The 22,789-nt window shown below is 52.0% G+C and carries 15 protein-coding genes and 1 riboswitch; of the genes, 12 read left to right on the top strand and 3 right to left on the bottom strand.

All coding sequences use genetic code 11. The features are described 5' to 3' along the window. Positions 1-478 precede the first annotated feature (478 nt). The 9 genes from xylA (at position 479) to AC0LWN_RS28115 (ending at position 15,047) form a co-directional block, all read left to right on the top strand. Positions 479-1,795: a xylose isomerase gene (gene xylA / locus AC0LWN_RS28155; protein WP_474671211.1), complete on the top strand. Its 1,317-nt coding sequence runs from the start codon at positions 479-481 to the stop codon at positions 1,793-1,795. Between the two features lie 392 nt (positions 1,796-2,187). Beyond that, positions 2,188-3,684, top strand: a complete 1,497-nt coding sequence (gene xylB / locus AC0LWN_RS28150; RefSeq protein WP_474671209.1) for a xylulokinase — start codon at positions 2,188-2,190, stop codon at positions 3,682-3,684. Positions 3,685-3,825: 141 nt separating this feature from the next. After that, entirely contained in the window at positions 3,826-5,319 is a 1,494-nt protein-coding gene (locus AC0LWN_RS28145) for a response regulator transcription factor (RefSeq protein ID WP_474671245.1), read from the top strand. A gap of 95 nt (positions 5,320-5,414) precedes the next feature. Beyond that, positions 5,415-7,256, top strand: a complete 1,842-nt coding sequence (locus AC0LWN_RS28140) for a sensor histidine kinase (protein WP_474671207.1) — start codon at positions 5,415-5,417, stop codon at positions 7,254-7,256. Positions 7,257-7,363: 107 nt separating this feature from the next. Beyond that, on the top strand, positions 7,364-8,350 hold the full coding sequence (locus AC0LWN_RS28135) for an ABC transporter permease (RefSeq protein ID WP_474671205.1): 987 nt from the start codon (positions 7,364-7,366) through the stop codon (positions 8,348-8,350). Between the two features lie 13 nt (positions 8,351-8,363). Next, a complete protein-coding gene (locus tag AC0LWN_RS28130) occupies positions 8,364-9,263 on the top strand; it encodes a carbohydrate ABC transporter permease (RefSeq protein ID WP_474671203.1) in 900 nt (299 codons plus the stop codon). 195 nt (positions 9,264-9,458) lie between these two features. Further along, positions 9,459-11,198 (top strand): ABC transporter substrate-binding protein, encoded by a 1,740-nt coding sequence (locus AC0LWN_RS28125; protein ID WP_474671201.1) that lies wholly within the window; start codon positions 9,459-9,461, stop codon positions 11,196-11,198. 106 nt (positions 11,199-11,304) lie between these two features. After that, complete coding sequence (locus AC0LWN_RS28120; protein ID WP_474671199.1) at positions 11,305-13,686, top strand: glycoside hydrolase family 95 protein; 2,382 nt, start codon at positions 11,305-11,307, stop codon at positions 13,684-13,686. A gap of 221 nt (positions 13,687-13,907) precedes the next feature. Beyond that, positions 13,908-15,047: a transglutaminase domain-containing protein gene (locus AC0LWN_RS28115; protein ID WP_474671197.1), complete on the top strand. Its 1,140-nt coding sequence runs from the start codon at positions 13,908-13,910 to the stop codon at positions 15,045-15,047. A gap of 105 nt (positions 15,048-15,152) precedes the next feature. Here AC0LWN_RS28115 and AC0LWN_RS28110 read toward each other — a convergent pair whose 3' ends face one another. Both AC0LWN_RS28110 and AC0LWN_RS28105 read right to left on the bottom strand, forming a co-directional pair. Continuing rightward, positions 15,153-16,646: an amino acid permease gene (locus tag AC0LWN_RS28110; RefSeq protein ID WP_474671195.1), complete on the bottom strand. Its 1,494-nt coding sequence runs from the start codon at positions 16,644-16,646 to the stop codon at positions 15,153-15,155. A gap of 137 nt (positions 16,647-16,783) precedes the next feature. Then, positions 16,784-16,996, bottom strand: a riboswitch (Lysine riboswitch). 100 nt (positions 16,997-17,096) lie between these two features. Continuing rightward, entirely contained in the window at positions 17,097-18,230 is a 1,134-nt protein-coding gene (locus tag AC0LWN_RS28105) for a virulence factor (RefSeq protein ID WP_474671193.1), read from the bottom strand. A 227-nt stretch (positions 18,231-18,457) separates the two neighbouring features. Between AC0LWN_RS28105 and AC0LWN_RS28100 the strand changes: the two genes are divergently transcribed. After that, positions 18,458-20,083, top strand: a complete 1,626-nt coding sequence (locus AC0LWN_RS28100) for an ABC-F family ATP-binding cassette domain-containing protein (protein ID WP_474671191.1) — start codon at positions 18,458-18,460, stop codon at positions 20,081-20,083. Positions 20,084-20,180: 97 nt separating this feature from the next. Here AC0LWN_RS28100 and AC0LWN_RS28095 read toward each other — a convergent pair whose 3' ends face one another. Beyond that, the gene (locus tag AC0LWN_RS28095; protein WP_458966292.1) at positions 20,181-20,366 is read right to left on the bottom strand and encodes a hypothetical protein; all 186 of its coding nucleotides are present in this window, start codon (positions 20,364-20,366) and stop codon (positions 20,181-20,183) included. 137 nt (positions 20,367-20,503) lie between these two features. Between AC0LWN_RS28095 and AC0LWN_RS28090 the strand changes: the two genes are divergently transcribed. After that, positions 20,504-21,373: a cation diffusion facilitator family transporter gene (locus tag AC0LWN_RS28090; RefSeq protein ID WP_474671189.1), complete on the top strand. Its 870-nt coding sequence runs from the start codon at positions 20,504-20,506 to the stop codon at positions 21,371-21,373. Between the two features lie 215 nt (positions 21,374-21,588). After that, positions 21,589-22,677 carry a C40 family peptidase gene (locus AC0LWN_RS28085; RefSeq protein ID WP_474671187.1) on the top strand — a complete coding sequence of 363 codons (1,089 nt, stop codon included), beginning with the start codon at positions 21,589-21,591 and terminating at the stop codon, positions 22,675-22,677. The last annotated feature ends 112 nt before the right edge of the window (positions 22,678-22,789 follow it).

Raw genomic sequence — 22,789 nt, 5'->3', positions numbered from 1 at the left:
CACTTCCTTTTTGAAAATATAAGTATGTAAATTGGGTAACGTTTTCATTTTAAATATAAGACTTTATATGCTTCGCGTCATAAATTATCCTTCTATTTCTCGCTGAAACGGGTACCTGAAAGCGATACGGAGTATCGCTGCTTCGAAAGCATATGCTCCCTTTTTGGACGGTGTAGCCGTTTCTACTTGAAGTATGCCATTTAGTCTAGTGCGATGTGCGGCAAATTGCAACAGGCAACACGGTTAAGGCTGAGAGTATGGACGCATAGACAGCGCCGCCTGAGGGAACTTTATGTCAGTAAATAAGGGGAAGGACATAGGGGGAGAAGCGGAGTTTGGCGTCAGACGGAGAGGTCAGGAAGCAGAAAAAAAAAGTTGAATAAAACTTTGTTTAACCAATATACAAAGTCGGAAAGATGTGTTAAGATGATGCTGTAAACGCTTGCGGCAAAGTATAATATCGAGGAGGATTTCACAAATGGCTTATTTTGAAACAGTGGGTAAAATCTCTTACGAGGGAAGCAAGTCCACTAACCCTTACGCATTCAAATTCTACAATCCAAAAGAAATCGTAGCCGGCAAAACCATGGAGGAGCACCTGAAGTTTGCAATGGCTTATTGGCATACATTAACGGCTGGCGGATCCGATCCGTTCGGCGCTGAAACTGCAGTCCGCAGCTGGAACAAGCTGAGTGCACTGGATAAGGCTAAGGCCCGCGCTGAAGCCGCTTTTGAATTCATGGAGAAGATGGACCTGCAGTACTACTGCTTCCACGATGTGGACATTGCTCCTGAAGGCGCATCTTTGCGTGAGTTCTACAACAACATTGACACTATCGTAGACCTTCTGGAACAAGGCATGAAATCTTCCGGCAAAAAATTGCTGTGGAACACAGCCAACATGTTCACTAATCCGCGCTATATGCACGGTGCAGGCTCCACCTGCAACGCTGATGTGTTCGCACATGCGGCTGCACAGGTGAAGAAAGGTCTGGAAGTCGGCAAACGTCTGGGCGCGGATAACTATGTATTCTGGGGTGGCCGTGAAGGCTACGAAACCCTGCTGAATACAGATATGGGCCTTGAGCAGGACAACATTGCCCGCCTGTTCAGCATGGCAATCGACTATGCTAAGGAAATCGGCTTCGATGCTCAATTCCTGATCGAACCTAAACCAAAAGAGCCTACCAAACATCAATATGATTTCGATGCAGCAACAACGATTGCGTTCCTGCAGAAATATAATCTCGACAAGCACTTCAAGCTGAACCTCGAAGCCAACCATGCTACACTTGCTGGTCATACCTTTGAGCATGAGCTTCGTGTAGCCCGCATCAACGGCATGCTGGGATCGCTCGACGCGAACCAGGGCGATCCGCTTCTGGGCTGGGATACAGACGAATTCCCTGCTAACATCTATGATGCTACACTGACTCTGTATGAAGTACTCAAGAACGGTGGACTTGGCAAAGGCGGAGTTAACTTCGACTCCAAGGTACGCCGTCCGTCCTTCGAGCCTGAAGATCTGTTCCTGGCGCACATCTCCGGTATGGACGTATATGCCAAAGGCCTGAAGGTTGCTGCCAAGCTGCTTGAAGACCGCGTATTCGAAAACTTCATCGACAACCGCTACAGCAGCTTCACCGAAGGTGTCGGCGCAGATATCGTATCCGGCAAAGCCACTCTGGCTTCGCTTGCTGACTACGCGCTGAACAACGAGAATCCGCGTCCGAACCAGTCCGGACGTCAAGAGCTGCTCAGAGCCACATTGAACCAATACATCCTGGCTGAGTAGTACCCAGAGGAAGCACTGCTTCTCTGGTTTAAGCCCGCACTACATTAATGCAACGGGGGTTGCTGAAGAGAGCATTCTTCGGCAGCCCCTTTTTTGTTGAATAGAAGAGAATCTGCTTCATAACTTGAAAATCAAATATAAGGATAAGTAGCGGAGGGGAGGTTTGGAACTGTAGGAGCGGTAGCGTCCGCCTGAAAGCTTTCCGCAGGAAAGCTCGCATCGGAAGCATAAGCTATGATTGGATTTCCACCGCGAAGAGCGGTAAAAATCAAGAAATCTGCAGACAACAGCGGCCGGAAGTCCAAACATTCCCCGCAGTTACGACCAGAATCCGAAATAGAAAAATCACAAGTTTGGTTTATATACTAATTCCAACTTTCAGGAGGTTAACTATGAAATATGTAATCGGTGTCGATCTTGGAACCAGTGCGGTTAAGACTGTATTGGTAGATCAGCAGGGAAAGGTGGCCTTTGAGCACTCGGAAGCTTATCCGCTCAGCAGACCGCAGCCGAACTGGAGTGAGCAGAATCCTGAGGATTGGGTGAAGGGGACGCTTGAAAGCCTTCGCCGCCTGATTGAGGTTTCAGGTGTGGACGCGTCTCAGGTGGATGGCATCAGCTTCTCCGGGCAGATGCACGGGCTGGTGCTCGTGGACAAGGATGGGAAGGCGCTGCGCCCGGCCATTCTCTGGAATGATACCCGCACTACCGCGCAGTGCCGAAAGATTGAGCAGAAGCTGGGCAAGAAGCTGATCGAAATCGCCAGAAACCGTGCGCTGGAAGGCTTCACCCTGCCTAAGATTCTCTGGGTACAGGAGAATGAACCGGAGGTGCTGGCCCAGGCGGAGCTGTTCCTTCTGCCGAAGGATTATGTGCGTTACCGGCTGACCGGCGATTACGCTATGGATTATTCCGATGCTGCAGGTACGCTGCTGCTGGATGTAGGCTCCAAAACGTGGAGCGCAGAAATCGCCGAAGCCTTCGATCTGCCAGTCTCGCTCTGTCCGAAGCTCGTAGAGTCCTTTGATCTGACTGGCACGCTGCTGCCTGAGATTGCCAAAGCCTCCGGCCTGCTGCCTTCCACGAAGGTATTTGCCGGCGGAGCGGACAATGCCTGCGGAGCGCTCGGCGCCGGTATTCTCGGCGAAGGCCGGACCATGTGCAGCATCGGTACCTCCGGTGTAGTGCTGTCTTATGAGAGCAACAAGGATCTTAATCTGGAAGGCAAAGTCCATTTCTTCAACCACGGGGAGAAGGATGCCTATTATATCATGGGGGTTACCCTGGCCGCAGGCTACAGCCTGACCTGGTTCAAGGAAACCTTCGCAGCAGATAAAAGCTTCGACGAGCTGCTGAAGGGTGTGGATTCCATCCCGGCAGGCAGCGGCGGTCTGCTGTTCACGCCGTATATTGTTGGTGAACGCACCCCGCACGCGGATGCGAATATCCGCGGCAGCTTTATCGGCATGGATTCCGGCCATACCCTGAACCACTTCACCCGTTCGGTACTGGAAGGGATTACATTCTCGCTGCGTGAATCCATTGAGATCGTGCGCGAGTCCGGCAAGGACATTACCGAGATTGTAGCCATCGGCGGCGGAGCCAAGAATGAAGCATGGCTGCAGATGCAGGCAGATATCTTCAACGCTTCGATCATCAAGCTGGAGAGTGAGCAAGGGCCGGCAATGGGAGCGGCAATGCTGGCTGCTTACGGCAGCGGCTGGTTTACGTCGCTTGGCGAATGCGCAGAGGCCTTCATCCGTCCTGCGGAGGTGTACAAACCGAATGCGCAGCAGGTGGCATTGTACGATGGATTGTTCGGATTGTACCAGGAAGTCTATGGTCAAACACGTGCATTAAATGATAAACTGGCTGAATACCGGAAATAGCTGGTCTGGCTTCGTCCATATTTACATCTTGGAAATCCCGGAGAGAAGCCGCAAGGCTTCTTTCCGGGATTTCGCCTTAGGGGTTGACGAATATTGATAGAAGTGCTGATTGTTGATGACGAGCCTAAACTAAGAGAAGGCATGCGCACCCTGATTCCTTGGGAGGAGCAGGGCTACACTGTAGTGGCGACAGCAGCGAACGGCTTTGAGGCGCTCGAAAAGTTCCATACGTTTGAGCCCAAGCTGATTGTTGCAGATATCCGGATGCCGGGAATGGACGGCCTGGAGCTGATCAACGAGCTGCGTAAAGAAAACGCCGACTGCCATGTGCTGATCCTAAGCGGCCATGCCGACTTCGAATATGCCAAACGGGCGATTTCCTATCATATCGACGGATACTTGCTCAAGCCGGTGGATGAGGATGAACTGGTCTCTTATCTGCAGAATCTGCGCGAGACGATAAGCCGGGAGGAACTGATGAGCCAGCTGCAGGCGGGTGGCGCTGCACGCAGCAGCGACAATCTGCTGCGCCAGCTGCTGCAGCCGCAGGAGGACAGTGCCGATACGGCTGAAGCTACTGCGGAGCTTGGTCTGGAAGGGCAGAGCTGCGAGGTTGTGCTTCTGGAGCTGAAGCACCTCCAGAAGGGTGAAGATGCCCGCGAAGAGCAGGTAAGGAAACAGCTCGAGCATTATTGGCAGCAGGAGGACGTGCTGTTCTTCAGCCTGCCGCCTTACATGGGATTGCTTCTGAAGGCGCCGCTGCGGGATGAAGCTGACCGGACAGCCCTATGGCGGAAGCTGAATGAGGTGATCGCAGGGCATGGTCTGGAGTTTTATGCCGCTGCCGGCGGTGCCGCCGCTGGACCGGAAGAGGCATCCAGGTCGTTCACGGCTGCAAGCCATTTGCTCGAAGGAGCTTTTTTGGGCAGAAAGGGTACGATTCTTAGCGGAATTACGGATGATTGGGCGGAGCCGCAGATAGAGCCTGAAGCGGAGCTTGATCCCGAACGTGACGTTGAAGTGCAATTGCTGCTGGCTATTGAGACGGGGAACAATGAAGCAATTAAGCCGCTTGTGGGACAAATTATCCGTAAGCTGGTTGCTGTGAAACGGGAAGAAACCTACATCAAGGATAATCTGATACGGATTGTGAGCAGCACCATCGCCCGTCTGGAGGCGGCAAATTCGGAGATCCGTTCCTTTATTGCGGCGCATGCTTCACCCGTGAGCGAGGTCTACAGCTGTGATTATCTCAGCGATGTCGAGACGATGGTATCGGATTATATGGAGCAAATAGCGAAGCAGATGCACAGCGGGGGACGGGGTAATGAGATCAAGCGAATCACCGATCTGATCCAGCGCCGCTATAATGAGAACCTGAAGCTGGGGTCGCTTGCCGAAGTATTTAATTACAACAGCGCCTATTTGGGCAAGATGTTCAAGAATCAGGTGGGCGAGCATTTTAACACCTATCTGGATAAGGTAAGGATTGAGAAGGCGAAGCAGTTTTTGAATCAGGGCATGAAGGTGTATGAGGTCGCCGAAAAGGTCGGCTATATGAATTCCGATTATTTTAATGCCAAATTCCGTAAATACGTCGGTGTATCTCCAACCGCTTTCCGTAAGGAGCAATAAAAAGACCTACTGAAATCCGGTATATATCTGTATAATAACAATCAGTACAGGCTGTTCCCCATGCTGCAGCAGATGCGGGGAGCGGCCTGTTTCTCATGATTTGGCCCGAAGTACAGAGAGGAGGAACGGGTATTACAACACTGGTGCGTTTGATCAACAATATGAAGATGAAGTATAAGCTGATCTTTTTCTACATTATTGTAGTTATGATTCCGGTACTGATCTTAGGAATTACCTTAATCAGTTATTTTCGCGGAGAGGCCTTAACCAGAGCTATTGACCAGGCAAGCAATAACGTGGCGAAAATCAAGAGCCAAATGACGACGAAGCTCCGCGTTCCCACGGATATTTCGAATCTGCTTTATTTTGACAAGGATCTTGAGAAGCTGGTGAACACGTATTATCCCAATACGCTGGAGTTGACGAAGGCTTATTTGAATTACACGGATTTCCAGGGTTACATCCTGCAGTACCGGGAGATTTCGAATATCCGTTTATTTATCGACAACCCTACCCTGGTGGATAACATGTCCATTGCCCCGTTGACCCCGGAACTAAAGACCAGAATCTGGTATAAAAAGATTATGCAGAGCCCGGGACTCAACTGGATGTACATCCCCGATAAAGAGGCGTACAACAACAGCCCCAAAGCTACGATCAATAAGCTTAGTCTGGTCCGGCGGGTGGTGTACCCCGAATATCAGAAAACGGGAGTGCTGATGGTGCAGGTTGTCCAGGATGAGCTGAACCAGATGCTGTACCAGGAGCCTTTTGAGACAATTATTACAGACGAGCAGGGGTACATTGTCGCTGCCAAGGACCCGAAGCTTGTAGGGAGCACCCTGGATTCCTTTGACATTGGAAAGGATCTAACGAATACCGCCCAAAATGTGATTCGGACAACGGTCAAGGGCAAGGATTCCTATGTGATCGTCGATGAAATCAGACCGGCGCTTAGTGTGAGCCGGCTGAAAGTCATATCCGTCTTCGAGACGAAAAGTATCCTGAGCGGGGCAAACAAGGTAAGTCTCCTGGGGCTGATGATTATCATCGGTGTTCTGCTGATCGCTCTGGTAATGGTATATGTCATTTCTTTTCTGATGACGAAACGTCTGCTCCGCCTGAGCCGCCAATTGAATCAGGTAGCTCTCGGGAATCTGAATGTAGTCTCGCAGATTGACGGTACAGATGAAATCGGCCAGTTGTCACGCCAATTCAATTATATGGTGGCAAGCATCAACCGCCTGCTGTCACAGGTCGTGGAGAGCAACGAGAAAAACAACAAGCTGGAGATCGCCCAAAGAGAGATCAAATTGAAAATGATGGCCAGCCAGATTCATCCTCATTTTCTGTTCAATGCGCTGGAGTCCATCCGTATGAATGCCCATCTGAAAGGGGACAAGGAAATCGCTAATATTGTCCGGCTGCTGGGCAAGCTGATGCGCAAAAATCTGGAGGTAGGCAGAGAGCGGGCGCCGATCAAGGAAGAGGTTGAAATGATGCGCTCCTATCTGGAAATTCAAAAGTTCCGTTATGAGGACAGGCTGGAGTACGAAATTGATTTTGATGCAAAGGCTGCGGATATTTTGATTCCGCCACTGATCATCCAGCCCATGGTCGAGAATTCGGTGGTTCACGGACTGGAGAATAAAGAAGGAACGGTTCATGTTCATGTCAGCATATCGCTTCATGAGGATGAAGTGCAGGTATGTGTCACGGACGATGGCATTGGCATCACGGAGGAGCGGCTGGCTGAGATTATGTCTGTGATTACCCGGGCAGAGGAGGAGCCGCAGAGCCGAATTGGGCTACGGAACGTTCACCAGCGTCTGGTTATGTATTACGGGGAAGCGCACGGGCTGAACATATCGAGTGAACAAGGGGCAGGGACACGGATTTTCTTCTCCATTCCGAGCGAGCATGAGCCCAAGCAATAGCAAATGTAAGCGATGTCTAATTTCCACTGATTTTACGTAAAATCTGTCGGGTATTCTCTCTAAGTGGTGTACGGTATGATATGTGTATACAAAACGAAGGGGGAATAATGAACGTGAAAGCGCTCACGGAAAATGGTGTTACAGCTAATGAAAGCGTAACCCCCGTCCCACCTGCGAAACGGAATAGTGGATTTTGGAAAAGCGTACTGCAGCAAAAGTACTTGTATCTGATGTCACTTCCGTTCGTGATCTGGGTATTTATTTTCAGTTACGTGCCCTTATGGGGATGGTTAATGGCATTTCAGAATTATAAACCGGCCAAGTCCTTTGGGGATCAGAAATGGGTAGGGCTTAAAAATTTCAAAGAGCTGTTCCATGATGAACGTTTCTATCTTGTTCTGAGAAATACGCTGGCTATGAGCGGACTCGGACTCGTCTTCGGCTTCGTCGTTCCGATATTGTTCGCGGTTATGCTCAACGAGCTGCGGGGAAATGTCTTTAAAAGAACGGTTCAGACCGTATCCTATCTGCCGCACTTTGTATCCTGGGTCGTTGTAGGCGGGATTGTCTACAAGACACTCGCGATCGACGGAGGGATTGTCAACGATCTGCTTGTAGGGCTTCATATCATTGACGAGCCGGTTCAGTTCATGGCGAAGGCCAAATTGTTCTGGGGTGTTGTAACGGCAGCGGATCTTTGGAAAGAAACCGGTTGGAATGCGATTATCTATTTGGCAGCGATTACAGGCATTGATAAAGAGCTTTACGAAGCGGCAAAAGTAGATGGAGCCGGAAGAATCAAGCAAATGTTCAATATTACTCTGCCGGGTATCCGCACCACTATTATGGTATTGCTGATTATGTCCATTGGCCATTTGATCGGTATCGGCTTCGAAAAGCAGTTCCAGCTTGGCAATAACCTGGTTACCGATTATTCGGAAGTGCTGGATTTGTATGCGCTTAAGTACGGGATACAAATAGGGCGATTCTCATATGGTACAGCCATTAGTATGTTCACCTCGGTAGTCAGTGTAATCTTGCTGCTTACAGCCAACGGTCTGATGAAAAAATTCACTAAAGAAAGCATTATGTAAGGAGGGGATAAGAGTGGCAGGCAAAGCTTTTCAAATGTCAAAGTCTGAACGTGCGTTCGACATCTTTCTATACATTTTTCTTGCAATCATAATGATTGTAACTTTATATCCCTTCCTGAATGTACTGGCGATTTCTCTTAATGAATCCACAGATACCGTTCGGGGCGGCATATATATTCTTCCGAGAGTTTGGACCCTTGAAAACTACCAGAAGATCTTCAGCTATACAGGGCTGCTTCAAGGTCTGCAGGTCTCTGTTCTCCGGACTGTAGCCGGTACGGTTCTAGGGCTTATAAGCTCTTCGATGCTGGCCTTTACACTAAGCCGTCCAGAGTTCAGAGCAAGAAAATTTGTATCGTATTTCCTGGCAATGACGATGTATTTCTCCGGCGGTATGGTGCCAATGTACATTCTGATGAGAGATTTGAATCTGATCGGAACATTCTGGATTTACATTTTGCCGGGTGCAGTTTCCGCTTTTAACGTATTCGTAATCCGTTCCTTCATGGACGGCTTGCCTTTCGCTCTGCAAGAATCGGCAAAGCTGGACGGCGCCAATGATTTCGTGATTTATTACAAGATCATCATGCCGCTCTGTAAGCCTGTTCTCGCAACAATCACTTTGTTCCTGGCGGTAGGACAATGGAATGAATGGTTCACCACTTACCTGTATAACGGCAATAAGCCGCATCTGACTACGCTCCAGTATGAGCTGATGAAGGTGCTGGCAACGACCAACCAGGGCAGTGGCATGGTGAATGCCAATGATATGGCGAAGCAAATGGCGCAAATCTCGCCGGAATCCATCAAGATGGCGATTACCATCGTAGTAACCGTACCGATTCTTGTGGTATATCCATTCCTGCAAAAGTATTTTGTCAACGGTATGACCCTGGGAGCTGTTAAGGCTTAAGGTGTGAAGCAGATGGGAAAGGGAATGCTGATCTGGTTCAGCCCTGGCTGAATCAGCGGCATTCCCGCCCAATTTCTTCCGAAGCAATGATATGGATTTATTTTCATAATGGTTTTGCAAGCGTTGTCAATGGTATATTCAGGACTATCCTGATATGCATAGATGAATTACACAATTTTACAAGGGGGATACAAAATGAAACGCAAGAGTATTAAGACAGTCTTTACGCTCATGCTAATGAGCTCCATGCTGATCGCTGGCTGTGGAGGCGGCAACAACAATGCTGCTACTAACAACGGCGATAAATCAGAAGGCACAACCAATAATGCAGCTACAGCAACAAATGCAGCTAATGATACCAGCCCGGTTACCTTCTCCTTCTTCGGTGCCGATGCCAGTCCTAACTGGAACAAAATGCAGGATGATGTAGGTAAAGTTATTACCGAAAAAACAGGTGTAACCTTGAATGCTGAATATGATGTGGGCAGCGGCGGCGGAGACCAAAAGATTTCTTTGATGGCAGCCAGCGGCGATGTGCCTGATTTGATCTTCGCCAAAGGTAATCTTGGGAAATTGGTTGATGCAGGTCTGATTATAGATATGACAGATTTGATCGACAAGTATGCGCCAAACTTGAAAAAGATCTACGGCGACAATATGAACCGGTTGAAATACAGCAAAGACGACCAAAAAATCTATTCCATCCCTACAAATGCCGGGGTTAACCAACAATCCTTTGACGCTACTGGTGGCTTTGAAATTCAGCACAGAGTGCTGAAAGAGCTTGGATATCCTCAAGTGAAAACTTTGGCGGATTATGAGAAAGTACTGAAGGATTATGTAGCCAAACATCCTGAAACAGATGGACAGCCAACTATTCCGCTCACCTTGAACGCAGACGACTGGAAAATCATGATTACCGTTACCAATCCGGCGTTCATTACTACCGGCGCACCGGATGACGGTGAGTATTTCGTAGATCCAAAAACCTATGAAGCGAAGCTTCACTACAAACGTCCGGAAGAAAAGGAATACTTCCGCTGGCTGAACAATATGTACGCTCAAGGGCTGCTGGATAAAGATACCTTTGTCCAAAAGGATGACCAATACAAGGCTAAAGTAGCCAGCGGGCGCGTACTCGGCCTGATCTCCCAAGAGTGGGAATATCAAGACGGTGAGAATGCCCTGAAATCAGCAGGCAAAGACGATTACACTTATGCCCACTTCCCTGTAACCATGTCTGATCAATACAAGGATCATTCCTTCCAGTCTACAGGTATCGACGCTGCCGGAATCAGTATCACTACCGCATGTAAAGATCCGGTTCGCGCAATTAAGTTCCTGGATTGGCTTGCTTCGGACGAAGGTCAAGTGCTGATAAACTGGGGAGTAGAAGGTAAACAATATACTGTAAACGCAGACGGTAAACGTGAAATTCCTGCTGATATACAAAAGAAGAAATCAGAGGATGATGCCAATTTTAAAAAAGAAACAGGTATTGGCCTATATTTAGGTCTCAGTGCCCGTTATGGCGATGGTGTGAAGGATTCCACAGGCAACTATTATACTACTAACTTCCCGGATCAAATCGTTGCTGCATATTCACAGGCGGAGAAAGATTCTCTCAAAGCATATGGAGCAACAACCTGGAAGGATCTGTTCCCTAAGGAATCCGACTTCCCGGTTAAGGAATGGGGCGCACTGTTCAACATGCCGACTCCTACAGATGGTGATTATCAGGTTACCTTCAAGAAAACTCAGGATATTATCCGTAAACGTATCCCTGAAGCCATCCTGTCCAAACCAGCTGACTTCGACAAGGTATATGATGCATTCATCGCTGAGCTGAACAAAGCCGGCGCTGAAAAAATGGAAGCAGAATATACTGATCTCGTTAAAGCGAGAGTATCCCTGTGGACTGGCAAGGATCTGTAAGCTAAAATAGGACAGCGGAGCATTGATCCGCTAACCGCAAGCATCAAGCAAGGGCCCGACTTTGGTCAGGGCCTTTTGCTGTACATTCATATCGGAGGGCGAGAAGATGACGAACCACAACCGGGAGCGTGCCTGGACATTGAAGTACGGTCAGCCCGCAGAAATTTGGGAAGAAGCGCTGCCGCTAGGCAATGGGCACATGGGGGCGATGGTATTCGGCGGTACGTCCAAGGAGCGTATTCAGCTCAATGAGGATACTTTATGGGCGGGATTTCCCCGGGATGACAATAACTATGAAGCGCAGCGTTATTTGAAGCGGGTGCGGGAGCTGGTCTTCGCGGGAAGCTACGGCGAGGCTGAAGATATCATTAATGGGCATATGCTTGGCGTGAATACGCAGCCGTATTTGCCGCTGGGAGATTTGTACCTGGAGCAGCCGGGGGCCGAGAACCCTGGCGGGTATCGCCGGGAGCTGGATCTGGACAGCGGCATTGCCAGTGTGTCCTACCAGACGGAAAATGGGACATTTACCCGCGAGGCGTTCATCAGCGCTCCTGACGGAGTATGCGCTGTACATACAGCCAGCGAGACCAAAGGTCAGCTTCATCTGACGATCTCCTTGGACAGCCCGTTGAACCATTCGGCAGAAGCGTATGGCGAGCGGCAGCTTGTCCTGCGCGGCCAGTGTCCGACCCATATCTCCGACAACTATCATGGCGATCATCCCTATCCCATTCAATATGAGGATGGGCTTGGCATCAGCTTTGAGCTACAGTTGCAAGCCGTGGTTGAAGGCGGCAGCGTGCAGGCTGTGGACGGCAAGCTTGTAATCTCCGGCGCGGACAGTGTGCTGCTGCTGCTTGCCGCCGGCACCAATTATGAAGAGCTCAAGAACAAGGCGGCGCATATCCGGGGAGACATCGCTGAAGATTCCGTAGCTGCTGTAAGTCCTGCGGAGGACTGTGCCCGGAGATTGCTCGCGGCAGCGTCCAGGCCCTATGCGGAGCTGCGGCAGCGGCATGTGGATGAGCACCGGAGAATCTTCCGCCGGGTGGATCTGGATCTTGGCGGCTGGGAAGCAGACACACAGCCGACAGACCGGCGGCTGGCCGCATACAGAGAAGGCCAGGAAGATCCTGCACTAGAGGCACTGTTATTTCAATATGGCCGCTATCTGCTGATGGGCAGCTCGCGTCCGGGAACACAGGCCGCGAATCTGCAAGGAATTTGGAACCACCATGTAACACCGCCGTGGAACAGCAACTACACGACCAATATCAATACCCAGATGAATTATTGGCTGGCTGAGGTATGCAACCTCAGTGAATGCCATGAGCCCTTAATTGATCTGATCCGTGAGGTCAGCGTCACTGGCGCTAGAACTGCCGCTATTCATTACGGGGCGCGGGGCTGGGTAGCTCATCACAATGTGGACCTCTGGCGCAGCTCTTCACCGTCGGGCGGGGATGCCAGCTGGGCTTTCTGGCCGATGGGCGGCGTATGGCTGAGCAGTCATCTGTGGGAGCATTATGCCTTTAACCCGGACCCGGTGTATCTTGAGCAGACGGCATATCCGCTTATGAAAGGTGCAGCATTGTTCTGTATCGACTGGCTGGTTGAGGGGCCGGATGGCCTGCTGCTGACGAATCCGTCCACCTCACCGGAGAACCGTTTTGTGACGGAAGACGGCAGACCTTGCAGCGTCTCTTTGGGCTCGGCTATGGACATGAGCCTGATCCGTGAGCTATTCGGGCATTGTCTGCAGGCGGCGCGGATTCTGGGCATTGACGAGGCATTCCAGGATCAATTGGAGGAGACGCTGGGCCGCCTGTCTCCGCTGAAGATCAGCGGGGATGGACGCCTGCAGGAGTGGTCTCTGGATTTCACGGAATCCGAGCCGGGGCATCGCCATGTCTCGCATCTGTACGGACTATATCCCGGCAATCTGATCAACGGGAAGGAGACGCCGGACCTGCTGGAAGCGGCCCGCCTGTCTCTGGAGAAGAGAATTGCTTCCGGCGGCGGGCACACCGGCTGGAGCTGTGCCTGGCTGATCAATCTATACGCCCGGCTTAAGGATGGTGCTGCCGCTCACGGATTCGTGCGCACACTGCTGACCCGTTCGGTGTACCCGAACCTGTTCGATGCGCATCCGCCATTCCAGATTGATGGTAATTTTGGGGCTGCTGCCGGGATCGCGGAAATGCTGCTGCAGAGTCATCTGGGTGAGATCAGTCTCCTTCCGGCACTGCCGCATCATTGGAAGAACGGCCGGGTCCGGGGCCTCAAGGCCCGTGGCGGCTATGAGGTGGACCTGGAGTGGAAGGAGCATGTGCTCATCTCCGCCAAGATTACTGCATCGCATGACGGACTATGCCAGCTGAGCTATTCACGCCCATTGAAGCTCCAGCTTCCTGATGGCACTGTAGTGGAAACCAGCGGCCCTCTGGCGGTCAAAGCGGGAACAAGCTATCTCATCACGCTGTAAGTTGAAATTGCTCTCCTGCAGAAATTGTGCGGAGAGCAGTTTTTTTTGCAGGCAGTATTTACCCGGCTGCAGTATTGAACCGATAATAGATTAAAGTGTATTCTATATAAGTTGAACTATTACGGAATGTTATGGTTGTGCAGTCTGGAATTTCGGCATCTACTATAGAGTACATACAACTGGGTGAGCCATGGTATGGCTTGCAGGAGGATACGCGATCTATGGGAAAAAAGCAGTTTTCGCTGATGAAGGCCATACTGGGAGGAATGCTTATAAGCGCCGCTTTGCCTCCGGTACTGTACTGGGGCTGGGGGCATGCTTATGCTGCAGCCGATTCGGCAGTGCTTCGCTCCGGGGCAGAGATGGTGCAGAAGCTGACCGGGGCGATGAATAACCGCCGGGAGAACATAACGTTCGTGTATGAAGGCAAGACCACCAATCTGAAGGCTCAGGTGCAGAAGGCGATCGACCAGGCGATGGGCAGCGATCCCTACCTGTATTATATTATCGACAGCTACGCCTTTTCTTACCGGGGAAGCAGCCGCTCAGCCAACGTTACGGTTCAGATGGAGTACCGGGAGACCTTGCAGCAGACGGCCCAGGTGAACAAGCAGGTGAAGACAATCCTGCAGCAGATCATTACTCCGGGAATGAACAATCACCAGAAGGTGAAGGTTATCCATGACTGGGTAGTGCTCCATTTGAAATATGATACCACGTACCGCAGATATACCGCTTATGAAGGGCTGCAGACCGGAAGCGCCGTGTGCCAAGGCTATACGCTGCTGACCTATAAATTGCTTCTGGGCGCAGGCATCCCGAACAAGATCGTTGAAGGGACCGCAAGAAGCGAAGGAGGGGTTACCCAGTCGCATGCCTGGAACCTGGTGCAGCTGGATGGACGCTGGTATCATCTGGACACTACGTGGGATGATCCCACGCCAAGTCCGGAGGGTGGCATCAGCACAGTCTACTACATGCGTACGGATGCCCAAATGCGCAAGGATCACAGATGGACCAAGTCGTATCCCGCAGCTTCAGTAGGTTATGCCCAGACGCTGTCCGAGCTGGTCAGCCGGGGAGGAAGCAGCGTGTCTGTCTACAAGGAGCTTCAGAAGCAGCTCGATTACCGGCTGTATGAAGAGGAGCAGGTGGTTACCTCCGCTGCTGAGCTGAGAGCGCTGGCGAAGCAGGCAATGGCCTCCGGCAAGAAGTCCTTGCTGTTCCGCTACCGGGGCAGCGAAAGGCTGCTGAGGGATGATCTGCAGGAGCTGTACAGCCTGGGGCTGGAGAAGCTGTCATACAACAGCTCATCTTTTGACAACACCGGGGATTTGAAGGTATATGTAACCTGGCAATAATGAGTTAGGGAGCGAGTCCGATAGTCTCTGAATAGACAAGGAAGGGATGCCCTGTTAGCCATTTGGCTGCAGGGCATCCCTATTTGCATTGGCTTGATGAGGATTTTACTCCGGGTGAGTGCTCAGATCGCATTTATCCAGCGGGACAATGCTGCTCTTGCGGAACCAGCCGTAGCCGATCCAGACCAGCAGGAACAGCGGCAGGCTGACATAGGAGACGAGGATGCCGTACCAGTCGATGCGTTCCCCCGTGAAGGCTCCCAGATTCTGCCCGAATACGGCAATGAGACATAAAACAAACGCGAACAGAGGTCCGAAGGGGAACCATTTGGCCCGGTAAGGCAGCTCCTCCAGCGAATGGCCCTGCTTCACAAAAGCGCGGCGGAAACGGTAATGGCAGACAGCGATGCCCAGCCAGTTGATGAAGCCGCACATCCCCGAGGCGTTGAGCAGCCAATTGTAGACGGCGCCGTCGCCGAAAAAGGAGGCGAGAAATGCCAGCATGCCAACTGCAGTAGTGACGAGAAGCGCGCCTACTGGCACGCCGCGGCGGTTCAGCTTGCCGAGTGCGCGCGGAGCCATGCCGTCCTTGGCCATTGCGTACAAGACGCGGGTCGAGGCGTACATCCCGGAGTTCCCGGCGGAGAGCACCGAGCTGAGGATGACGGCGTTCATGACGGATGCGGCAATCGCAAGTCCCGCTTTGTTGAAGACAATAGTGAACGGGCTGACGCCGATATCGTCAATGCCGCCGCGCAGCAGGTCGGGATTCGTGTAAGGAATCAGCAGCCCAATGACGAGAATGGCGAAGATATAGAAGATCAGGATGCGCCAGAATACCCGGCGGATGGCCAGCGGCACATTGCGGCGCGGGTTCTCGCTCTCGCCTGCTGCGACGCCGACAAGCTCAGTGCCCTGAAAGGAGAATCCGGCAGCCATAAAGACGCCAACGAAGGCAAAGAAGCCGCCGTGGAAGGAGCTGCCGCCAAGCTGGAAGTTGCTGAAGCCGACTGCTTTGCCGCCCATAATCCCAAAGATCATTAGTACGCCAACAGTCAGGAAGACGATAACGGTGATGATTTTGATAATCGCAAACCAGTATTCCGATTCACCGTATCCTCGTGCAGACAGGATGTTCAGCCCGAACATGAGCAGCAGGAACAGCAGGCTCCAGAGTATGGAGGGGCTGTCCGGGAACCAGTATTTGATAATCACGGTGGCGGCGGATAGCTCGGCGGCTATAGTGACAGCCCAGTTGTACCAGAAATTCCAGCCGATGGCGAAGCCAAAGGCAGGGCTGACGAACCGCGTGCCGTAGGTGCTGAAGGAGCCGGAGTCGGGCAGATAGGTTGCCAGCTCCCCAAGGCTGGTCATGAGAAAATAGACCATGATGCCAACCGCCGTATAGGCGAGCAGCGCGCCTCCCGGACCCGAAGAGGCAATTGCGCCGCCGCTGGCGAGGAACAGTCCGGTTCCGATAGATCCGCCAAGCGCTATCATGGTTAAGTGTCTGGCTTTGAATGATTTGCGAAGCGCTGGAGCGGCAGCAGTGCTGCTCTGCGTTGTTATACGCTGCTGATTGTCTTTCCTTCCTTGCATGAATAGGACACTCCTTCTGATTGTGATGTTGCTGTTCTTGAAGGGCTCTAGCCAAGAAGTGTATCCGCCTTGTAAGCGCAAAAAAACCGCAGACGGATTCTGCGGTTTCCTGTATTTACAGCTCCGCACCATACTCCCTGTTAGATAGCGCAACACAGTGCAGCGCCCCAGTCTCCTGGCGGGCGCTGTTCTGTGACAGTTCCGTGCCTTTCGGCGACGGCCCCAGCCTGCACTGCAAATAAGAGCAACAGTGCGGACTTCGGCGGATATACCTTTTCGCGGCGCTTCACTGACGGCTCTTAGGCGTCTCTGCGCACGTACTCTTTATATCCGCGACCTCTACCTCATCTTAGGTATGATGAGGCTATCTTATAACGATATGAACATTAGCAGGGATTAGTATAATGCAACTTGGCGGTCTAAGCAATGACAATTTACGGCAGATTGGCGTTAGCTTCTCCGGCGCTCGGACATTTGCTGCCAGACGGTTCCGGCAGCCTCTTCGCCGGATGCAATGCGCTCCAGCGCCATTTTGGCCTGCAGGCCGACCTCGAATTCCGGGTCGTCCGCCGCGATGCTGAGCGCATCCTGTGCTTCGGCCGTGCCGACCTCATAGAGAAAACGCGCCGCCCGCCAGCGGACCAGCTTGCTCTTGTCCGTCAGCGCCGCCGTCATCACCGGTGTCGCCGCCGGATCGCCGATGTCGGACAGCGTATCCCCCGCGGTGCGCCGCACCGCAGGGGCGCTGTCTGCCATCGCCTCATAGAGCAGCTCCATCGCCTCAGGCGTGCGGATGTCGCCCAGGTACACGACCGCAAGCCTGCGGATATGCAGCTTGGGGTCGTGCAGCGCCTCGCGCAGCTCCGGCAGGAGCTCTGCCGTCGGCGCGAGATCCTCCAGCGCGGCGTAGCGCACGCGCCAGTCCCCGTCCTTCAGGTCTCGCAGCAGCTCGTCCTGATTTTTCTTCTGCCGCTGCTCGACGAACTCGCCGCCGGTTCCGTGCGCGATGGCCTGCTGCACGAGGGAGTCGAGGCGTTCCTGCGGATACGCCGCTTCAAGCTCCTGCTCGACCTCCCGCGCGATCTCGGGAGGCTCGCCGTAGCGCACGCCGTAATCGGTGAGCTTGCGCTCTTTGATCAGTACGGCGCTGGCCACATCCGTCACCGCCTGCGCGAAGCGGGCGGAAAGGGCGATGCGCTCCTCACTCGCGCCGGTTTTGACGCGGATCTGAATCGGGATGCCGCGGAACATCTGCACGAATACCTGGGATTCCCCGAAGTGGGCCCCGGTATTCTCGTCACCAAGACTGAAGTCCGTGCTCAGGCCTTCTGCACCGAAGCGGGCCTGGACCTCGCGGAGAATCGCGGCCCAGTCGGCGCTGCCTCTGCGCTCCAGCGCGGCAAAATCGGCAGCATGATAGATGCTGGTCACACCCGGTATCGTCAGCATCTCCCGCGCCCAGGCAGGAGCGGACCGCTGGCTCTCCGGCGTATAGGTTCGGCGTACTCCAGGCTCCAGACTTTCATTCAGATGAAGCTTCATCGTATTGGGACTTGGAGTCGGTTCAATAAAAGTGATCTTCATACGCTTAGCTCCCCTTTGAACGGTATTGTCACCGTAAGTACTTTACCCGCATTTTACCGCATTTCCGGCATTGAAACAAAAGAGCGGCTCTCCCTGTAGGGTGGCCTGACGCCATATACGTACAATTTGTATGCATTACTATATTTTGTGGGCGATCTGCGGGGTTTTTCCCTTGATTTTATGCTATAATGAGCCGGAAACCTAAGTGAAAAGGATGGTAATGCTTAATGATCAGTACAAGCGGCGTAACACTCCGCTACGGAAAACGCGCACTATTTGAAGATGTAAACATAAAATTCACACCCGGCAACTGCTACGGCCTCATCGGGGCTAACGGCGCCGGTAAATCGACCTTCCTGAAAATCCTGTCCGGCGAGATTGAAGCCAACACCGGTGAAGTCCACATGACCCCGGGAGAACGGCTGGCAGTGCTGAAGCAGAACCATTTCGAGTACGATGAATATCCGGTGCTGGAAACGGTAATCATGGGGCATACCCGCCTGTATGACATCATGAAGGAGAAGGATGCGCTCTACGCCAAAAGCGATTTCTCCGAAGCCGACGGCCTGCGCGCCGGTGAGCTTGAAGGTGAATTCGCCGAGCTGAACGGCTGGGATGCCGAGCCTGACGCGGCAGCGATGCTGATTGGTCTGGGTATTATGCGTGAGCTGCATGACAAAAAAATGGCCGAACTCAGCGGCAACGAGAAGGTCCGCGTTCTGCTCGCACAGGCCCTGTTCGGACGTCCGAACAACCTGCTGCTCGATGAGCCTACCAACCACTTGGATCTGGAATCCATCGGCTGGCTGGAGAACTTCCTCATGGATTACGAAGGTACTGTTATCGTCGTATCCCATGACCGTCACTTTTTGAACAAAGTATGTACGCATATTGCGGACATTGATTTCGGCAAAATCCAGATGTATGTCGGTAACTACGACTTCTGGTATGAGTCCAGCCAGCTGGCTCAAGCGCTGCAGCGTGACGCGAACAAGAAGAAGGAAGACAAGATCAAGGAGCTGCAGGCCTTTATCCAGCGTTTCTCGGCCAATGCCTCCAAGTCGAAGCAGGCGACCTCCCGTAAGAAGCAGCTGGAGAAGATTACACTGGACGATATCCGCCCGTCGAACCGCAAATATCCGTTCCTCAACTTCAAGCCTGAGCGTGAAGCGGGCAAGCAGCTGCTTACGATCACCGGCCTGACCACTACGGTTGAAGGCGAGAAGGTGCTGGATGAATTCAGCATTGTGGTTAACAAAGGCGACAAAATCGCTTTTGTTGGTCCAAATTCACATCCGAAATCGCTGCTGTTCGATGTGATCATGGGCGAGAAGGAAGCCGACGCCGGTGAATATTCCTGGGGTGTAACTACAACCCAAGCTTATTTTCCAAAAGACAACTCTGAATACTTCGACGGTGTTGACTTGAACCTTGTGGAATGGCTGCGCCAGTACTCCAAGGATCAGGATGAAACCTTCCTGCGCGGATTCCTGGGCCGGATGCTTTTTGCCGGAGAAGAGGCGCTGAAGAAGGCGAGCGTGCTTTCCGGGGGAGAGAAGGTTCGCTGTATGCTGGCAAAGATGATGCTGAACGGGGCTAACGTGCTTGTGTTCGATGAACCGACCAACCACTTGGATCTGGAATCCATCACGGCGCTGAACAATGGGCTGATTGATTTCGACGGCACCATCCTGTTCACCTCCCATGACCATCAGTTCATCCAGACGATTGCGAACCGCATCATCGAAATCACTCCGGCTGGGGTTATCGACCGTACCATGACTTACGATGAGTATCTGGAGAATCCGGAGATTAAGGAAATGCGTGCGCGTATGTATCCCGTAGAAGTATAAGAACCATATATAAGAGCATTGAACGGACATGAGTTCATATGGAAACGGCTGCGTCGTCCCGAAAGGGATAACGCAGCCGTTTATGTTCAAGTTCATTCTATGATCCGCCGGTACGACGGCGCTGGTTGTTGGGCTTTTTGTTGTTTTGACTTTTCAGCGGTTTTGCAGAACCGGCCTGAAATGAAGACCCGGGCCTCAAGGAAGTTTGCTGCTTCTTCTGTTCCAGCTTTTGACGGATGGCATCCGCTAGGTTGATTTTGCCCTTTTCAGTGTTTTCGCTCATATTGTTAACCCCCTTAGGTAGCAAGTCCTTCCTACATTCTAATGGTTTTTAAATGCTGCCACAAGGGCAAGAATAATTCAAAGAATGATTTGCCGGAGCTCGGGAACAGTATGAAAATCAACATGGGGGTGTAGGCATTGGCTGATATCTATGAGGATATACGCAAAGGCGAACGTGGGGCTCTGATCAGTATCATTGCCTATCTTATTCTGTCTGCATTCAAGCTTATCTGCGGCTATGTATTTGCATCCAGCGCGCTGCTTGCAGACGGCTTCAACAACCTGACGGACATTGTCGCTTCGCTTGCGGTGCTGATCGGTCTGCGGATCTCGCGCAAGCCGCCGGATTCCGATCATCCCTACGGGCATTTCCGCGCCGAGACGGTAGCTGCGCTGCTCGCTTCTTTTATTATGGCGATGGTAGGAATTCAAGTGGTTGTTGAAGCGGTACGCTCTCTGTTCGAAGGCGCCAAGGCAGTGCCCCAGCTATGGTCAGCCGGAGTCGCGCTTGTGTGTGCCGTAGCCATGATGGGTGTATATATATACAATAAGCGGCTCGCCAGACAGATTAACAACGGTGCGCTGATGGCTGCAGCGAAGGATAATTTTTCGGATGCGATGGTCAGTATAGGAGCGGCGGTCGGCATCGCCGGTGCGCAGTTCGGGCTGCCCTGGATTGATTCGGCCGCCGCCGTGGCTGTCGGGCTGCTGATTCTGAAGACGGCATGGGATATATTCCGCGATGCGACATACCGGCTGACTGATGGTTTTGACGAGGATAAGCTTCTGGATCTGCGCAGCACGATTGCCCGGACCCCAGGTGTGGAAGGCATCAAGGATGTAAAAGCCCGCGTACACGGAAATCATGTGCTGGTCGATGTGGTTGTGGAGGTAGATGCCAATATTACAGTCATGCAAGGCCATGCAATCAGCGATTCCATTGAAGACCGGATGAGCAAGCTGCATAACACTATGAATGTGCAGGTCCATATTGAGCCAAAGCCGTAGGTTAACCTTAGTTTTTTCCTAGTTCGCTGTAATTTCAACCAAATATAAGGAGGAATCGAGACTATAGACCTGTATGCTACCATAAAGTGGCAAGCTTATTTGTGAAATTTGGGGCATGTTCCAATTCCCGGGTAAGCCTATAATGAGGGCAGAAAACAACTAACGAAAGCGCGCATCGTTGTTGAATTTCTCATTATGCTAAGCGGGGGAACGCTATGATCATATCACATAGGCGGTTTGCAGCATCGTTACTGGTCTCGGCATCGCTTGCAGTATCTCTGGGAGTATCCAATCCACAGCAGGTTTTTGCTGCTTCTGTGCCTTCCAGTTCGGCTGTTACAGCATCCGCAGTGCAGACAGGTGTGATTGTCTCAACAGTCCGCCTGCGCAATACTCCATCCACCAGCGGCCAAATTCTGAAATATCTGAATACAGGCGACCAGGTGGCGATTTTGGAAGCAACGAACAGCTATTGGTACAAAGTAAGAACAGCAGACGGCACTGTTGGATACACAAGCAGCGGAGAGCAGTATATCAACGTGGCCAATGCTTCAGCAGCACAAACTGCCGTTATTCAGGCAAACGTCCGTCTCCGCGATCTGCCTTCTACCAGCGGGCAGGTGCTGGGCTATATGAACAAAGGTGATCAAGTAACAATCCTGGAAACAACGAACAGCTATTGGTACAAGGTAAGAACTGCGAATGGCAATGTCGGCTATACCAGTTCCGCGGAGCAGTACATTTCAGTGAACGGGGCAGCGCCTTCTCCGGCTCCGGCTCCAACACCAACTCCAACTCCAACTCCAATACCAACTCCAATACCAACGCCTTCACCGGCGCCGGTACCTGTGCCTCCATCACAGGCCGCTGTAATTGAAAGTGTAATTGCTGCAGGCATGGGCTATCTTGGAACTCCTTATGAGTTCGGTTCCAGCCGCAACGATACGAGCACTTTCGACTGTTCGGATTTCATCCGGCAGATTTTCATGGATGCAGCCAATTTGAGACTGCCTGCCGATTCGCGGCAGCAGGGGGATTGGATTAAGATGAACAGCACGGTGGTGACCGACATTTCCGGTCTGAAACGCGGGGATCTGATGTTCTTTATGGATTATAAAGGAACCTCGACGGCCGCTTATGCCGGGATCGACAAATCAACGGCAAGAATTACGCATGTAGCCATGTATTTGGGGGACGGGCAGTTGTTGCATACCTATTCCGTAGCCTCCGGCGGTGTGAAAGTAGACAAATTAAGCGCTTCTTGGATGAATCGTTTCCTTTACGGGGGCTCGGTTATCCGCTAATATAAAGATTGTAGAGACAGGAAGCGACAGCAGTACATGTTTGTGACGGGTGAACTAGGGCGGGTGTTATGTGAGGCTACCGTTTCAGTGGAAGGATTCTGCTGAAGCGATA

This window comes from Paenibacillus sp. sgz302115 (assembly GCF_056120445.1).
The sequence above is the reverse complement of the archived record's forward strand: the minus strand, read 5'-3'. Positions and strand labels throughout refer to the sequence as shown.

Bases quoted from the DNA above. Each gene is read 5' to 3' on its own strand.
- AC0LWN_RS28125 (WP_474671201.1), top strand. From the start codon at position 9,459: ATGAAACGCAAGAGTATTAAGACAGTCTTTACGCTCATGCTAATGAGC.
- AC0LWN_RS28100 (WP_474671191.1), top strand. From the start codon at position 18,458: ATGATCAGTACAAGCGGCGTAACACTCCGCTACGGAAAACGCGCACTA.
- AC0LWN_RS28145 (WP_474671245.1), top strand. From the start codon at position 3,826: ATGCGCACCCTGATTCCTTGGGAGGAGCAGGGCTACACTGTAGTGGCG.
- xylA (WP_474671211.1), top strand. From the start codon at position 479: ATGGCTTATTTTGAAACAGTGGGTAAAATCTCTTACGAGGGAAGCAAG.
- xylB (WP_474671209.1), top strand. From the start codon at position 2,188: ATGAAATATGTAATCGGTGTCGATCTTGGAACCAGTGCGGTTAAGACT.
- AC0LWN_RS28140 (WP_474671207.1), top strand. From the start codon at position 5,415: ATGATTTGGCCCGAAGTACAGAGAGGAGGAACGGGTATTACAACACTG.
- AC0LWN_RS28095 (WP_458966292.1), bottom strand. From the start codon at position 20,366: ATGAGCGAAAACACTGAAAAGGGCAAAATCAACCTAGCGGATGCCATC.
- AC0LWN_RS28085 (WP_474671187.1), top strand. From the start codon at position 21,589: ATGATCATATCACATAGGCGGTTTGCAGCATCGTTACTGGTCTCGGCA.
- AC0LWN_RS28115 (WP_474671197.1), top strand. From the start codon at position 13,908: ATGGGAAAAAAGCAGTTTTCGCTGATGAAGGCCATACTGGGAGGAATG.
- AC0LWN_RS28110 (WP_474671195.1), bottom strand. From the start codon at position 16,646: ATGCAAGGAAGGAAAGACAATCAGCAGCGTATAACAACGCAGAGCAGC.
- AC0LWN_RS28105 (WP_474671193.1), bottom strand. From the start codon at position 18,230: ATGAAGATCACTTTTATTGAACCGACTCCAAGTCCCAATACGATGAAG.
- AC0LWN_RS28120 (WP_474671199.1), top strand. From the start codon at position 11,305: ATGACGAACCACAACCGGGAGCGTGCCTGGACATTGAAGTACGGTCAG.
- AC0LWN_RS28135 (WP_474671205.1), top strand. From the start codon at position 7,364: ATGAACGTGAAAGCGCTCACGGAAAATGGTGTTACAGCTAATGAAAGC.